At 55.3% G+C, this 15,207-nt stretch carries 14 protein-coding genes; 5 read left to right on the plus strand and 9 right to left on the minus strand.

Annotated elements, in window-relative coordinates; translation table 11 throughout:
* Window positions 1-28: 28 nt before the first annotated feature.
* The 8 genes from BR83_RS0107320 to BR83_RS0107355 form a co-directional block, all read right to left on the minus strand.
* On the minus strand, window positions 29-1,036 hold the full coding sequence (locus BR83_RS0107320; RefSeq protein ID WP_027356544.1) for a beta-ketoacyl-ACP synthase III: 1,008 nt from the start codon (window positions 1,034-1,036) through the stop codon (window positions 29-31).
* Complete coding sequence (plsX, locus tag BR83_RS0107325) at window positions 1,036-2,049, minus strand: phosphate acyltransferase PlsX (protein ID WP_027356545.1); 1,014 nt, start codon at window positions 2,047-2,049, stop codon at window positions 1,036-1,038. The genes BR83_RS0107320 and plsX overlap by 1 nt, the downstream gene beginning before the upstream one ends.
* Window positions 2,046-2,624: a transcription factor FapR gene (fapR, locus tag BR83_RS0107330; protein WP_027356546.1), complete on the minus strand. Its 579-nt coding sequence runs from the start codon at window positions 2,622-2,624 to the stop codon at window positions 2,046-2,048. Before fapR ends, plsX begins: the two co-directional genes overlap by 4 nt.
* Window positions 2,625-2,789: 165 nt before the next feature.
* Window positions 2,790-2,966: a 50S ribosomal protein L32 gene (gene rpmF / locus BR83_RS0107335; protein ID WP_027356547.1), complete on the minus strand. Its 177-nt coding sequence runs from the start codon at window positions 2,964-2,966 to the stop codon at window positions 2,790-2,792.
* A gap of 34 nt (window positions 2,967-3,000) precedes the next feature.
* On the minus strand, window positions 3,001-3,528 hold the full coding sequence (locus tag BR83_RS0107340) for a YceD family protein (RefSeq protein ID WP_027356548.1): 528 nt from the start codon (window positions 3,526-3,528) through the stop codon (window positions 3,001-3,003).
* Window positions 3,529-3,665: 137 nt separating this feature from the next.
* Window positions 3,666-4,715: a phosphotransacetylase family protein gene (locus BR83_RS0107345; RefSeq protein ID WP_027356549.1), complete on the minus strand. Its 1,050-nt coding sequence runs from the start codon at window positions 4,713-4,715 to the stop codon at window positions 3,666-3,668.
* 12 nt (window positions 4,716-4,727) lie between these two features.
* Entirely contained in the window at window positions 4,728-6,830 is a 2,103-nt protein-coding gene (acs, locus tag BR83_RS0107350; protein ID WP_027356550.1) for an acetate--CoA ligase alpha subunit, read from the minus strand.
* Window positions 6,831-7,091: 261 nt separating this feature from the next.
* A complete protein-coding gene (locus BR83_RS0107355; RefSeq protein WP_027356551.1) occupies window positions 7,092-7,823 on the minus strand; it encodes a tRNA 2-thiocytidine biosynthesis TtcA family protein in 732 nt (243 codons plus the stop codon).
* A 137-nt stretch (window positions 7,824-7,960) separates the two neighbouring features.
* Here BR83_RS0107355 and BR83_RS0107360 point away from each other — a divergent pair, with 137 nt between their 5' ends.
* The 5 genes from BR83_RS0107360 to BR83_RS0107380 all read left to right on the plus strand — a co-directional run bounded on the left by BR83_RS0107360 (window position 7,961) and on the right by BR83_RS0107380 (window position 13,285).
* Window positions 7,961-8,878: a selenium metabolism-associated LysR family transcriptional regulator gene (locus tag BR83_RS0107360; protein ID WP_027356552.1), complete on the plus strand. Its 918-nt coding sequence runs from the start codon at window positions 7,961-7,963 to the stop codon at window positions 8,876-8,878.
* A gap of 247 nt (window positions 8,879-9,125) precedes the next feature.
* Complete coding sequence (locus BR83_RS0107365; RefSeq protein WP_242839645.1) at window positions 9,126-10,748, plus strand: spore germination protein; 1,623 nt, start codon at window positions 9,126-9,128, stop codon at window positions 10,746-10,748.
* A 5-nt stretch (window positions 10,749-10,753) separates the two neighbouring features.
* Entirely contained in the window at window positions 10,754-11,851 is a 1,098-nt protein-coding gene (locus BR83_RS0107370; protein ID WP_027356554.1) for a GerAB/ArcD/ProY family transporter, read from the plus strand.
* Window positions 11,848-13,044 carry a Ger(x)C family spore germination protein gene (locus BR83_RS0107375; protein ID WP_027356555.1) on the plus strand — a complete coding sequence of 399 codons (1,197 nt, stop codon included), beginning with the start codon at window positions 11,848-11,850 and terminating at the stop codon, window positions 13,042-13,044. Before BR83_RS0107370 ends, BR83_RS0107375 begins: the two co-directional genes overlap by 4 nt.
* 25 nt (window positions 13,045-13,069) lie before the next feature.
* Window positions 13,070-13,285, plus strand: a complete 216-nt coding sequence (locus tag BR83_RS0107380) for a hypothetical protein (protein ID WP_027356556.1) — start codon at window positions 13,070-13,072, stop codon at window positions 13,283-13,285.
* Window positions 13,286-13,366: 81 nt separating this feature from the next.
* On the opposite strand, the gene BR83_RS0107385 is transcribed toward BR83_RS0107380, so the two are convergent.
* A complete protein-coding gene (locus tag BR83_RS0107385; protein ID WP_027356557.1) occupies window positions 13,367-15,091 on the minus strand; it encodes an NADH-dependent [FeFe] hydrogenase, group A6 in 1,725 nt (574 codons plus the stop codon).
* Window positions 15,092-15,207: the final 116 nt, after the last annotated feature.

Below are 15,207 nucleotides of genomic sequence, written 5' to 3' on the forward strand. Positions count from 1 at the left end.
TCCCTTCTTGCTTACCTACTGGCAATTTTTAACGACGATGATCATACCAGCGCATCAGGACAGCCCCCCAGGTAAGGCCTGCCCCAAAAGCCACCAGCACCACATGATTTCCGTTTTGAATCCGCCCTGCAACCAGCGCTTCGTGCAGGGCTATAGGTATAGAGGCAGCAGAAGTATTACCATAGCGGTCCACATTAATCCAAACCCGTTCTAAAGGCAGGTCGAACCTTTTAGCAGCAGCTTCGATGATGCGGATGTTGGCCTGGTGAGGTATTAAAAAATCCAGCTCTTTCAGCCCCAGACCGGCTGCCTGTAAGACCTCCCGGCAGCCCTCTTCCATCACCCTTACAGCAAATTTAAAAACTTCCCGGCCGTTCATATGTATAAAATGCTGGTTTTTGGCCAGGGTTTCCTCCGACGCGGGGTAACGGGAAAGACCTGCCGGCAGGGATAAAAGGTGCCCCCCGCTTCCTTCCGCACCCAAACGGGTGGCCAGAATACCGTAACCTTCCGGTACCGGACCGAGAATCACTGCCCCGGCTCCGTCACCAAAAAGAACGCATGTATTGCGGTCCTTCCAGTTAACCAGCCGGCTCAGCACTTCCGTACCAATTACCAGGACAGTTCTGGCCGTTCCCGAGGCTACAAACTGACTGCCACAGGCCAGGGCGTATATAAAGCCGGTACAGCCCGCCTGAACGTCAAAGGCACCGGCTTCTCTCGCCCCCAGGGCATGCTGTACCAGGCAGGCTGTGGCCGGAAACAGCATGTCCGGGCTGTTGGTGGCCACGATTATCAGATCGATTTCCTCCGCATCCACCCCGGCATCCTCCAGGGCCCGGCGGGCAGCCTGAATGGCCAGATCGGAAGCCGCTTCATGTTCCGCAGCGATGTGGCGTGTCCGGATGCCCGTACGGGTGCGGATCCACTCGTCACTGGTATCCACCATGCGCTCCAGATCCGCGTTGGTAAGTATGCGCTCGGGCACATAAATACCTGTACTCCAAATTCCCACGGGCACAACCTGCTTGGGCATTAATTAATCCCTACTTTCTGTACTTCGGCAGTATTTTCAACGTTGCTCTTTATGGCGTCGACCAATCCGGCTTCCACTGCCTCCCTGGCCCTTTTAATGGCGTTTTTAATTGCCCGGGCGGTCGAACTGCCGTGGCAAATAATAGATACACCATTAACTCCCAGAAGAGGTGCCCCGCCGTACTCCGCGTAATCGATACGTTTTTCAAAACACCTGAAAGCGGAAGTGGCCAGGGCAGTTCCCATTTTGGCCAGCCAGCTCCGGGTAACCTCTTCCTTGATCATCTTTAGTAAAGCGATGGCCAGTCCTTCCCCGGCTTTTAAAACAATGTTACCCACAAAACCATCACAGACCACTACATCCACTGTACCGGCAAAAATGTCCCGCCCCTCCACGTTACCAGTAAAATTAATGTTCTCTGCCTGGCGCAGCAGGGGGAAAGCAGCCAGAGTAAGTTCATTGCCCTTGGTTTCTTCCTCCCCCACATTCAAAAGACCAACCCGCGGGCTGGGGATACCCAGGATTTTTTCAGCATAAAGGGATCCCATAATGGCAAATTGCAATAAATGCTGGGGTTTGCAATCCACATTGGCCCCGGCATCGATGAGGAGGGTTGCCCCCCCGTTTCGGGGTAAAATGCTGGCAATTGCCGGGCGGTCAATCCCCTGAATACGCCCGAGCCCCAAAAGGGAAGCTGCCATGGCCGCCCCCGTGCTGCCGGCAGAAACCACAGCCATAGCCTCTCCTTCCCTGACCAGCCTGACAGCCTGAACTATAGAAGATTGTTTCTTTTTCCGGACAGCAACAGCTGGATGCTCCCCCATGGCTATAACTTCCGGCGCATGAAACACTTCAATTTGCTCCGGAGGTGATTGGCCCAGCTCGAGCATAATTTTCTCCTGATCCCCCACCAGGATGATCTTCTGGCGGTATTCCCTGGCCGCTTCCACTGCCCCCCGTACTATTTCTCCCGGCGCATGGTCGCCGCCCATGGCATCAACGGCAATCTTCACTGCCGCCAGACCTCCTCTGCTATGGCGAAAATAAGAAATTTTCCTTCCAGTACTGTTTCATTATTAACCCTTGAGGCAACCCTTACCATATATTTATTGCCCTTTTTGCGCCTGACAAACGCTCTGGCCACCACCTTTTCCCCGCAGAATACCGGACGGCGGAAACTTACCTTGGTAGTACCGGTCAGGGCCACTTCAGCATCACATAAAGCCACTGCCAGGGAGTTGGCCTGGGCAAATAAATAATGCCCCCGGGCCACGCGGGTGTGCCTGAAGGTCATTTCTTCGGTAATGGTTAATATGGAAACTCCCGAGCGGCCCATGTTCAGCTCCACCAGTTCACCCACCAGATCGGCCTCAGACAGGGCCCGGAGCTGGCCGTAAACACCCCGGGCCACCTGCTCCAACCGCTCCCGCTTCTCCGGAATATGTAACTCAGTGCGATCCAGCCGTATGGTCTGCACGCTGACCCCCAGGATGGCGGCCAGGTCCTCATCGGTAAGGAAAGGATTTCCGCTCAGGTAACGGGCCACCAGCTGCTGCCGGCTCAGTTTTCCTGCATGACTTCTGGCCATTGCCCCATCACCATTTTTAGCACCTGGTACTAAAATAAGTATAACGGGGTTACCAGAAAAAAGCAACTTCTTCGGGGCAAAAAATTTTCCGGTAAGGCAGACAGGTTTATCGGCCTTACCGGAAACTACCCGGGCAAAACTACCCCAACAATAATAATTTCTTTTCTACTGAACTTTTACCACTTCCTTAGCTTTGTAATAACCGCATTCCGGGCAAACCCGGTGGGGCAGGATTAGAGCATGACACTGGGAGCAACGCACCAGCCCTGGAGCCTCTATCTTCCAGTGAGCCCGCCGCATTCTGGCCCGGCGTTTGGAAGTTTTCCTTTTGGGAACGCCCATTTCCTTCTAACCCCCTTTAATCAAAAACTATTCTTCAATTTTTAAATATTTCCTTGAGCACACTCAAACGCGGATCTATTTCTTCCCTTTCACAGGTACAGGATGCCCTGTTCAGGTTCTGACCGCAGAAGGAACATAGGCCGCGACACTCCTCCCGGCACAAAAAACGCATGGGCATTTCCAGTAAAATACTTTTCAAAACTTCCGGTGTAATATCAAGAACATTGCCGGAAAAAGGTATCCAATCCTGGGCTTCCTCTGCTGATGGATCCACCGCAGGAAAGTCTTCATCATCCGCAGGATAATATACCTCGCTCAACTGGACTTCCAGCGGCAGGGAAAAAGGCTCCAGGCAGCGGCCGCAACGAACTTTCAAAGCACCTGTCACTTTTCCCTTCACTATAAGTGCCCTGCCGGTATTACTTATCTCCGCAAAAACCCGGGCAGGGCCATCAAAACTTAATTTCTCCCCCTGAAATTCTAAATCGGGCAGGTGAGAAGAAAGTTCCACCTCTATACTTTCCCCGGGGCTCTTTTTCAAATCTGCCACATCAATACGCATATCTTTACACCCCTTAATTTAACAAACTCAATTATATAGGGGCCCTGCTTCTTTGTCAAGGCAAAGGCCTGGGCAGGTCACCCGGCAGCGGCAAAAAAATACCGCCGGGTTATACCGGCGGCAAACATGCTGGCTGACTATTTTAACGCTTCCAAAATGGCCTCCCACTGGCAGTACTGTTCCACGTTTTCCAGGGCAACTTTAATTCCGGTAACATCACCGGGCCTCAAGCGGCGGGACACATGATTAATCTTTTCAACGGTGGTGTAGGTATCGTAATGAACCAGGATCAGGGGTACCCCTTTTTCCTGAGCCCGGGCAATAACCTTAACATCGGGATAGAGCCCGCCGGTGAGGATGAGCACCGAGGTACTGGTCTCCAGGGCAGCCAGGGCAACATCCGCCCGGTCGCCTCCCAATATTACCGCCTTATCGGCAGTGCGGCGGAAATAACTCAAAGCGCTCTCGGCAGTCATGGCACCAACCACTACATCTTCCACCAGGCGGTTGAGGTTCGTGCTGCCGGCCAGAATTTCCCCTCCCAGCACTTCATAAAATTCTTCTACGGTAGGGGAAGCAATTTCCGAACGGCGCGGAATTACGCCCAGAGTCCGGTAACCGTTTTCCTCCAGAATGGGCCGGTAGACACCTTCTGTCTTGGCCAGGAGGGGACGGGGAATGTTATTGAAAATGTCGCCCAGCAAATTTACCCCCGCCGCAGTCACGCTGCGATTATAAAACAGGGCCCGGTCAAGGCTGAAATCATTCTGGATGTTCAACACCATCAATACCCGGGCGTTCAGCTTTTTAGCCAGGGTAATGTCATCCAGACCGCAGGCGGCGTAAGCGTAAGGATATATTGCCCCCCCGATGATTACCACATCCGCCCCTTCCGAAATACGCTCGTAGGCTTCCATAACACTGGAGAGGGCGTCCTTGCAACCTACCCCGGACAGGTATGAGGGCCCGATAACCCGGGGAACCATAAATTCCAGGGGCGCATCCATTCCCAGCACTTCCCGCATCAAAACAGCATCCTCGTCAACCCGTTCCGGTCCCCGGGAAGGGCTGCCAATGGGCTTGAAATATGCCACCCGGAACCCCTCTTTTTGCAGCTTCTGCGCCAGGCCCAGGGCCAGGGCCGTTTTACCGCTGGCTGGAGTGCCCATAATGTATAAATTCCTCATCAATTCAACACCTCACGATATGGTAATTTTAATATCGAGGGCACTTAAGCCCTGGTTGTAAACGAATACGGGGTTTATATCTATTTCGTTAATTTCCGGGAAGTCCAGCACAAGCCGGGCCGTACGGCCAATTGCTTCCACCAGCGCCGGCAGGTCGGCCGGCTTTTCGCCCCGGTAACCCCGCAGGAGGGTGAAGGCCTTGGTTTCGGAAAGCATATTTTCGATCTCCTGCCGGGTGAGGCCCTGGGCCAGGCGGAAGGAAACATCTTTTAGCAGGTTAACGTAAATACCACCCAGGCCGCAGGCAATCATGGGGCCAAACTGAACATCCCGGGTCATCCCGATGATCAGCTCCACACCCTTTGGCATCATTTTCTGTACCTCTATACCGTAAACCACCGCCTGGGGCAGTAAGCGATGAACATTTTCCATTATTTCAATAAACGCCCTGCGAACTGCTTCCGGAGAATCAAGGCCGACTTTTACGCCGCCCACGTCGGTTTTGTGCAGGATCTTGGGAGAAGCCACTTTCAGGACCACCGGGTAGCCCATTTTTTCAGCTTCTTCCACCGCCTCCTCGGGAGTGGTGGCCAGGGATATGGGAGCAGCCGGAATACCGTAGGCCCTGGCAACAGCTGCCGCTTCATTTCCCAGCAGTACCAGGCGGTTATCACGCAAAGCATCGTAAAAAACAGCTTTAACCGCTTTTTTATCCACGTCCGGGTAATCCAGATCATTTCCCCCGGCAGGGGCGCTGCGGAACTTAGCGTACCTGACCAGTCCATCAATAGCCGCAATTGCCGGTTCCGGGAAAGTATAACAGGGCAAACCCGCCTCCGACATAACCCGGGCACCTTCAGCCATGGACTCGCCACCCAGATAAACTCCCATCACGGGCTTGTGGGGATATTTCTTTTGCAGCTCAATTACAGCCCGGGTGGTTTCCAGAGGCTGGGCCACGGCAGTGGGACACATTAAAACCACCACGCTGTCCACGTTGGGATCGGCAAGGACCCTTTCCAGGGCAAAACGGTAACGGTCGGCCCTGGCGTCACCCAGAACGTCCACCGGGTTATACAGGGCGGCCTCGGCGGGCAGTCCACCGCGCAATTCCTCAATTGTTTCTTTGGTAAACCTGGCCATGGTCAGGGATCTGGCTTCCACATTGTCCGTAGCTACAATGCCCGGACCTCCGGAGTTGGTTACAATGGCCACTCTTCTGCCGGCCGGAACCGGGCAACGGGAGAAGGCAATGGCCAGTTCAAACAATTCGGTCATGGACCGGGCACGGATTACCCCGCACTGGCGGAAGGCCGTGTCATAAGCCAGGTCACTGCCGGCCAATGCCCCGGTGTGCGAAGAGGCAGCCTGGGCGCCGGCCTGGCTGGTGCCGGATTTGAGAATAATTACCGGCTTTTTGCGCGTGGCCTCACGAACCACTTCCAGGAAACGGGGACCATCGGCCACATCTTCCAGGTAACAGGCAATTACACGGGTATAAGGGTCAGCTGCAGCCTCAGCAATGAAATCTATTTCCGAGAGGTCTCCTTTGTTACCCAGGCTGACCATCTTGCTGAAACCCAAACCCACAGAACGGCTCCAGTCCAGGATGGCAATCAGAGTGGCTCCGCTCTGGGAAAGGAAGGCAATGTCGCCTTTCAAAGGAAAAGTTTTGGTGAAGGAGGCATTAATGGGGGTGTGGGTGTCCATCATGCCCACACAGTTTGGTCCCAGCATTCGCATGCCATACCGGTGGCAGATATCGACCAGTTCTTTTTCCAGGTCCAAACCCTCTTTACCAATCTCCTTAAACCCGGCAGTAACCACTACCAGATTCTTAACGCCTTTATTCCCGCATTCTCTGGCCACATCCAGGGTTTTAGCTGCCGGGACGGCAACAACAACCAGATCCACCTGTCCCGGGATAGCCGCAACCGAAGGATAAGCCTTTAAGCCTTCAATCTCTTCTTCTTTGGGATTAACCGGGTAAATCTGCCCCGAAAAACCCGATTCGATCAGGTTCTTCACTATGGAGTGCCCTACTTTACCGGGCTTTTTCGAGGCACCTACCACTGCTACTGCATTAGGGTTATAAAAGTTGGCCAGTTGTCCCACATTTTCACCCCTTTTAAAAAAGAAATTGCATAAATTCCAACGTTAAAACATAGCACATTGCACTTTTCTTTAAAAAATCCTTTGTCTTCATTATAAAGGGGCGAAATATAGGAGTAAATAGCTACTTAAACCCTAAAACAAAATAGTAATTTTACAAATAGAATGAAAGTGAGATATTAGAGACTTATGACATTATTTTAAATAAATGAACAATTCCAGACACGAAATGAATAAAAATTAAACAAAACAATATCGCATAATTCAATTTTTTACCGGCCACAAATTGCGTAAATCTGCAGTTTTAAAAGCATTGATGAAGCGAAGGTGCAATTCTGGATAACGGGTTAACAGGCTGGCTACAAACTCCCTCATTTCCTGCCGCTTGGTCCTCCCATTAACGGGGCAGGGGTTCTCCAGTACAGGCAGGTTCTTTTGGCGCACCATTTCCCGCACCTGCTCCTGGGTTAAATAAATCAAAGGGCGGATCATGGTAATACCACTGCGGCTCAAGTAAGTAACGGGAGAGAAAGTGCGGAACTGCCCCGTATAAAAAAGGCTCATAAAAAAGGTTTCGATGGCGTCATCCAGGTGATGCCCTAAAGCCACTTTATTGCACCCCAGATCACGGGCTGTATTGTTCAGAGCCCCCCGGCGCAGGTTGGCACACAGAGCACAGGGACTTTTCTCCCGGCGGATATCGAAAACAACCTCGGCAATATTAGTGGGTTTATAATAAAAGGGAACCCCCTCATTTTCACAGAACTCCCTCAGCGGGCTTATTTCCATCTCCCAGCCGGGATCCACATAAATGCCGTGCAGGGAAAACTTAATGGGCGCCACCCGCCGGACTTGATTCAGAATATGCAACAGCAGGCTGCTGTCCTTTCCACCGGAAAGACCCACCGCCACCCGATCGCCATCGGAAATCATGCCATAATCAACTATGGCCTTTTTTACCCTGGTTACCACATACCGCTGAAATTCCTTGTTCAAGATTGAACAGCTCCTTGAACTTTTATAAAATATCATAACAAGCACACATATCCTAATTATATTTGCCGGCATTGACCTGTCAAAGGTAAATAACAACAATAACAATATCAATCTTCCGAAAGGTGTTGTCACTTTCTATGAATATAAAACAGCTGGAAGCCTTTTTACTGGTCGCTGAACTGCGCAATTTTACCAGAACCGCCGGGCAACTGGGGATGAGCCAGCCGGCTGTTAGCTTCCAGATAAAAGCACTGGAGGAAGAGCTGGGCGTCACCCTCCTGGAGCGCAACGAAAAAAAGGTGTTGCTCACCGAGGCCGGGCGGCTACTCTACCCGGAAATCAAGCAAATGGTGCGCCATTACCGGAAAATCAGGGCCATGGTCAATGAACTCCAGGATCTGAAAAGCGGCCACCTTCTGCTGGGAGCCACCGGTATGCCCGCGGAATGCCTGCTGCCCATCTTTATCGGCGGCTTCCGGGAACAGTACCCGGGGTTCCGGATCAGTATGCAGGTGGGCAACAGTGCCGCCGTGGCCCGCTGGCTCCAGGACCGGGAGATCGATCTGGGCATCCTGGGCACGGCAACGGGTGGAGAGGACATCGAATACCACCCCTGGCTGGAAGACGAGCTCGTTTTTATCGTTCCTTCCTGGCACCCCTGGGCAGGTAACAGCATCTCCCTGGAAGAGCTGACCCGCGAGCCGTTGATTATCCGTGAAGCCGGTTCAGGCACCCGGCAGGCCCTGGAGGCCAAACTGGCCGAACACAATATCAACGTGGAGCATTTTCCCGGCCTGCTGGAACTGGGCAGCAACCAGTCCGTAGTACAGGCAGTCCGGGCCGGGCTGGGAACAGCCGCCGTTTCCCGCCGTGCAGCCCGGGACGCCCTGAAAACAGGTAAAGTAGCCCGGGTAAACATCCCGGGACTGCAGATCCGCTGCTACCTGTACCTGGCCTGGCCCCGGCAGGTCAGCAACGGCCCTTCAACAGCCATCTTCAAAAGTTTCCTCATGGACAGAGAACTGTGCCGCCGCCTGCTGGGGGAAGCGGATTAAAGTTTCAAATAGACAGTTTGATGAGGTTTGGTTTCTTTTTTTTAAGGGAGGATTGATGTCCTCCCTTACCTTTTTTCTAACCGCTTCAAAGTAATGAATAATATGGCTGACGGGGCAAAGAATAAATTATCAGGTACATAATCCCTGAATTACCGCTGGCTAATAATGTTTTGCCGCTACACGCCCGACCTAAAAAAAGCAGCAACACTGTATTTTAAAGAAGTTTGCCGCAGAGCAGGTGGTGCAGGTGGTCAGGTTCATCAAGCCCCGTAAACCCGGGATGGTAAGCCGGAGCAACCAGCAGATAAGCCGGCCCCGGGAGAACAACTTTCCGGATACGTCCTGGAAAGAACAGGTTTTGAGCCCGGATCTGGATACCAACCTGGCGCAGATTAAAGCCATTCTGGACAGGTGCAGCGATGTGATGTACCGGGAGTTTATTTTCGCCCAGAACGAACAGATCCGGCTGGCCCTGATTTATACGGACGGTTTGACGGACAAGGAGCAAATAAGCGAACAGATAACAAAGGCCCTGGCCCTGGAAGTGGCCATGGCCGCGCCCGGCCAGGAAATCAGCAAAAGCCGGGCCCTGGAATTCATCAAGCAGCGGGGCCTGTGCGTAAATGAAATTAAGCAGACCGACAAAATACGGGAAATCATCCAGGCCATACTTTCCGGGGATAGCGTTTTACTGATGGACGGGTACGCTACGGCCATTATCAACGGCACCAGGGGCTGGGCTTCCCGCGCCATCAGCGAACCGGAAGCGGAGCCGACAGTGCGGGGGGCACGGGATTCATTTGTGGAGACCCTGCGCACCAACACGGCTCTCCTCAGGCGCAGGATAAGCAGCCCCAACCTGAAGATAGAAGTTTTTAAACTGGGGGAGGTCACCAATACCGAAGTGGCCGTGGCCTACATCGAAGGCATCGTCAACGAGAAGCTGGTGGCGGAAGTGAAAAGCCGCCTGCAGAGGATAAAGGTCGACGCTATCCTGGAAAGCGGCTACATCGAGGAACTGATTGAGGATCATCCCTGGAGTCCTTTCCCCACGGTCAACCACACGGAAAAACCGGACCGGGCGGCGGCCATGCTCCTGGAGGGACGGGTGGCCATTCTGGTGGACGGGACCCCCTTCGTCCTCACCGTGCCCAATCTTTTCGTGGAGCACCTTCATGCTGCAGAGGACTATTATGAGCGCTTCATCTTTACCACGGCCGTGCGGGTAATCCGCTTCTTTTCCGCATTTATCTCGCTGACCCTTCCCGCGCTCTACATTGCTGCGGTCAGCTTCCACCCCGAGCTGCTTCCTACCACCCTCCTTTTGAGCATTGCCGGGCAGCGGGAGGCCGTCCCCTTCCCGGTCTTTGTGGAGGTGCTGATCATGGAGCTGACTTTTGAAACCTTAAGGGAAGCCGGCATCCGCCTGCCCCGCCCCCTCGGCCAGGCGGTGAGCATTGTGGGCGCGCTGGTCATCGGGGAGGCTGCCGTGCGGGCCGGCCTGGTGGCCGCCGCCACCGTCATTGTGGTGGCCTTTACCGGGATTGCCTCCTTTACCTTTGCCTACAGCGCCAGCATTGCCTTCCGGCTGCTGAGATTCACGCTCATGTTTCTTTCGGCCGCCATGGGGCTGTTCGGCCTGATCACCGGGGTTGCGCTCATCGGTATTCACCTGTGCAGCCTGCGTTCCTTCGGGGTCCCTTACCTCTCCCCGGCAGTTCCCATGACGGGGGCCGACCTGAAGGACGTGGTCTTCCGGGCACCGCTGTGGGCCATGTTCACCCGCCCCCGTTTGATTGCCAGGCAGAACCAGAAAAGGCAGGAACAAAACCTGAAACCCGCACCGCCGGAAACCCGCCCGAGATGGTGAAAGCTATGCTGGAGCAGGGCAAAATTGACAGCAAGCAGGCCATTTTACTATTGATCAGCCTGGTCCTGCCCACGGCCATCCTCACCGCTCCGGCCATTACGGTAAAGCAGGCCGCCCAGGATGCCTGGCTTTCCATCATTGTGGCCACCATGATTGGGCTCCTCATTGCCGGGCTGGTGACAGGGCTGAGCCTCCGCTTTCCGGGCAAGACCCTGCTTGAATATACGGAGGAAATTCTTGGCCGGTTACCGGGGAAGATGGTCGGACTGCTTTACATCTGGTGGTTCCTGCACGGAAATGCCCTGATCCTGGACGAATACGCGTCCTTTCTATGTTCCGCCCTCATGCCCGATACCCCGGTCATTGTTTTCTTTGTCTTCGTTACCGTTGTGGCAGCCCTGGCCGTGCACAGCGGGCTGGAGGTTCTAAGCCGCTTCAACCAGCTGTTCCTGCCCCTTGTTCTGGGATTGCTCCTGGTGGTCTTTCTCCTGGCCGCCAAAGATATGGAGGCAACCAGGCTGCTGCCGGTTTTTGATAAAGATGCCGCCGCCATTTTGAAGGGAGCCGTCATACCCGCCAGCTGGTTCGGGGAAATTGTCATCTTCGCCCTGCTCATTCCCTTCCTGGACCGGGCCGAAGAAGCCCCCCGGGTGGCCGTAACAGCCATTTTAATATGTGGCCTCTACCTTCTAATTTGTATCCTGGTAGTGATAATGATTTTCGGGCCCCATGTATCGGCCCGCTGGATCTTCCCCACCTTTAACGCCATCCGGGTGGTTTCCATTGCCAATTTCCTGGAACGCCTGGAGTCCATAGCCATAGCGGTGTGGATGTTCGGGGGTTTCGCCAAGATCGGCATATTCTATTACGCCGCCGTCCTGAGCAGCGCCCAGTGGCTGGGGCTGAAGGATTACCGGCCCCTGGTGGCACCGGTGGGAGTAGTACTGGTGGCCCTGGCGGCCCTCTGCAGGAACATCGTTGAGCTGCTCAATTTTCTGGCTACGGCCTGGCCGCCGTACGCCCTGGGCCTTTTTGAGGCGGGTATTCCCCTGTTATTGCTGGTGGTTGCCCGGGCCAGGGGCAGAGGAGGGAGGGGTGCTTGAAAAAAAGGATTGCCGCCCTCCTTCTAATTACATTTGTAATCATCCTTGCAGGTGGTTGCTGGAGCCGCGTGGAACTAACCGAGCTGGCCATTGTCCTGGGGGCGGGAGTGGACCTGTCGGAGGACGGCCGGATTTTGCTGACCCTACAGATCGCCAGGCCCGGTGCGTATACCGCCGGCGGCGAAGCAGGGGGCCGGGGAAGGGAGCCGGCCAGCTGGGTGGTTTCCGCGGAAGGCAGGACTGTGCCGGAAGCTGAAAGGTTCCTGGCCATGAAGATTCCCCGCCAGATCTACTGGGGCCACTGCATCATCCTGGTTCTGGGGGAAGAACTGGCCCGCAGGGAGGGAACGGGCATGGTGACCAATTTCTTCCAGCGAGAAAGGGAACCCCGGGAAAATATCTATGTCCTGGTCGCCAGGGGCAGGGCCAGAGACTTTCTAGAAACATATTCCAGCCTGGAGAAAACCTCGGCCCAGGCAGCGGGCTTCCTGGAAAGGATGAAAACCGGTTATTCCGTTCAACTCAGGGAACTGGCGGAAATGCTGGTCAGCAGGGGAATACAGCCGGCGGTTACCGCCGTGGAAGTAACAGAAGCGGGAACCATGCCGGGTCAGGTGCCGGGGGGAACCCCCCCACCGCAGAAGGAGGTGGGGGTGGCCGGGACGGCGGTATTCAAACAGGACAAACTGATCGGCTGGCTGGACCCCTGGGAAACCCGGGGCTTTCTCTGGCTGAAAGGTGAGACCATGAAGGGAGTGATCATCGTTCCGGGTCCGGAGCAGCCGGAAAAATTGGTCTCCATCCGCATCCGCCGGGGAAAGACAAAAATCGTACCGGAATATAACGGGGAATACCCGCGCTTTCTGGTAAAAATACGGGTGGAGGGCGACATGGTGGAACAGCAGACCCGCGAAAACCTGGCCACGCCGGAAAAGATTAAACTGCTGGAAGAGGAAATGGCTTCCGAAATCAAGGCCCGGGCCGAAGCCGCCCTGGAGAAAGTCCAGGGCGAATACGGGGTCGATATCTTCGGTTTTGGCGAAGCTTTCCACCGGAAATACAAAAAAGAGTGGCGGGAATTAAAATACCGCTGGGACGAGGAATTTTCCCGGGCGGAAGTGGAAATTGCCGTGGATGCCCGGATCAGGGAGATCGGCCTGTTGACCAGACGGGCCGGCATCCCGGAAGAATAATAAAAAGCCAAGAAGGGGAGAAAAAGTGATCGTCCTGCTGCTCATCCTTTTTGCCGGCATCATCCTGCTGGAGGTGCCGGACCTGGTGAAAAAGAAGATGTGGCGGGAGCTGGCTGCCTTTGCGGCGTACCTGGCCATCGGGATGGCCCTGAGCATTCCGCAGGTGCTGGGGATCAGGTTGCCCAACCCATCAAAAGCCATTGAAGCACTGTTCAAACCGCTGGCCGGGTTGCTGAAATAGGCATTCCTGGAGGTGCAGGACCCGGACAGCATCCCCGTACACACCGGGGGCAAGCCAGCCCGGGCCCTTCTCGAAGCTGTTTTAAAATTTTTCCCTGGGAGTGTAGTGGGTGTGCAGGAGTTCGTGGGACCTGCGGCCCAGGGGCTCGCCCAGGAACTCCCTGTACAGGGCCTGGACGGCCGGGTTTTCATGGGACTTGCGCAGCGGCATCTGCCGGTCGGCCTGGTAGATGGCCGCGATACGCCTGGCCCGGGTCCCGTTGTCCACGGGGAGGGGCTGGCCGCCGCCGCCAATACACCCGCCGGGACAGCACATGATTTCAATGAAATGGTATTCCCTTTCCCCGCTTACCACGGCATCCAGCACTTTACGGGCATTACCCAGCCCGTGGGCCACGGCTACTTTCAACTCCGTCCCGGCCAGGTCAACGGAAGCCTCCTTCACCCCTTCCAGGCCGCGGACCTCTTCAAAGTCCAGGGATACCAGGGTGCTACCGGTGACCAGCTCGTAGGCGGTGCGCAGGGCCGCTTCCATTACCCCGCCGGTGGCCCCGAAGATGACCCCCGCTCCGGTGGAAATGCCCAGGGGCGCGTCGTACTCTTCCTCGGGAAGGGACTCGAAATCAATACCCGCCTGTTTGAGCATCCTGCCCAGCTCCCGGGTGGTGAGCACCACGTCCACATCCCGGTAGCCGCTGGAATTCATCTCCGGGCGGCCGGCCTCGTATTTTTTTGCCGTGCAGGGCATGATGGAAACCACGAAGATCCGGGCTGGATCGATACCCTCCTTTTGCGCGTAGTAGGTTTTGGCCAGGGCCCCGAACATCTGCTGCGGCGACTTGCAGGTTGATAAGTTGGGCAGCAGGTTGGGGTAAAAGTGCTCAATAAATTTAATCCATCCCGGACTGCACGAGGTGATCAGGGGAAGCCTGCCGCCGTTCTGCAGGCGGTGAATTAGCTCGTTACCCTCTTCCATAATCGTTAAATCAGCGGTAAAATCAGTATCAAAGACTTTATCAAATCCCAGGCGCCTTAAAGCGGCCACCAACTTGCCGGTGACAATGCTTCCCGGCTCCAGGCCGAACATTTCACCGATGCTTACCCGCACGGCGGGGGCGGTCTGCACCACCACGTGCATCCGGGGGTCAGCCAGGGCGGCCCAAACTTTGTCCGTTTCATCCCGCTCATGAATGGCGGCCGTGGGGCAGACCAGGGAGCACTGGCCGCAGTTGACGCAGCTTACCTCGCCCAGCGGCGCCAGGAAGGCCGGGGCCACCACGGTAGCAAAGCCCCGCTCCTGGACGGCAATGGCGCTGACCCCCTGCACCTTTGCGCACACCGCCACGCAGCGGCGGCAAAGGACGCACTTGCGGGGGTCGCGAATGATGGCGGGGCTGGAATCATCCACCTCGTAGGGAGACACTTCCCCCTGGAAGCGGATTTCTCCCACTCCCAGCTCCGCCGCCAGTTGCTGCAGTTCGCAGCCGGTATTGCGCAGGCAGGTCAGGCACTCCTGGGGGTGATTGGACATGATCAGTTCCAGGTTGAGCCGGCGCGCGTGCCTTACCGCCGGTGTACTGGTATGAACCACCATCCCTTCACTAACCCGGGTTACACAGGCGGCCACCAGCGTGCGGGCTCCCTTTACCTGCACCAGGCACAGGCGGCAGGCACCGATGACGTTTAACTCTTCCAGGTAACAGAGGGTAGGTATCCTGATCCCCGCCTGCCTGGCCGCCGCCAGGATGGTGGTGCCGGGCGGTACCTGAACCTGTTGCCCATCTATGGTAAGCGTCACCAGGGACATATCTCTCCCTCCAGCTTTAAATGTAAGCGTAAAATAAACCCCACCTTGCAATCAGGTGGGGACATAATCTGGCTTATTTATTAGCCCTGCAGACAGGGGGCAGCGAATCGGACCAG

It is taken from the genome of Desulfofundulus thermocisternus DSM 10259, from assembly GCF_000686645.1.
Lineage (GTDB): Bacteria > Bacillota > Desulfotomaculia > Desulfotomaculales > Desulfovirgulaceae > Desulfofundulus > Desulfofundulus australicus.

Bases quoted from the DNA above. Each gene is read 5' to 3' on its own strand.
- BR83_RS0107320 (WP_027356544.1), bottom strand. From the start codon at position 1,036: ATGCCCAAGCAGGTTGTGCCCGTGGGAATTTGGAGTACAGGTATTTAT.
- fapR (WP_027356546.1), bottom strand. From the start codon at position 2,624: ATGGCCAGAAGTCATGCAGGAAAACTGAGCCGGCAGCAGCTGGTGGCC.
- rpmF (WP_027356547.1), bottom strand. From the start codon at position 2,966: ATGGGCGTTCCCAAAAGGAAAACTTCCAAACGCCGGGCCAGAATGCGG.
- BR83_RS0107340 (WP_027356548.1), bottom strand. From the start codon at position 3,528: ATGCGTATTGATGTGGCAGATTTGAAAAAGAGCCCCGGGGAAAGTATA.
- BR83_RS0107345 (WP_027356549.1), bottom strand. From the start codon at position 4,715: ATGAGGAATTTATACATTATGGGCACTCCAGCCAGCGGTAAAACGGCC.
- BR83_RS0107360 (WP_027356552.1), top strand. From the start codon at position 7,961: ATGAATATAAAACAGCTGGAAGCCTTTTTACTGGTCGCTGAACTGCGC.
- BR83_RS0107370 (WP_027356554.1), top strand. From the start codon at position 10,754: ATGCTGGAGCAGGGCAAAATTGACAGCAAGCAGGCCATTTTACTATTG.
- BR83_RS0107385 (WP_027356557.1), bottom strand. From the start codon at position 15,091: ATGTCCCTGGTGACGCTTACCATAGATGGGCAACAGGTTCAGGTACCG.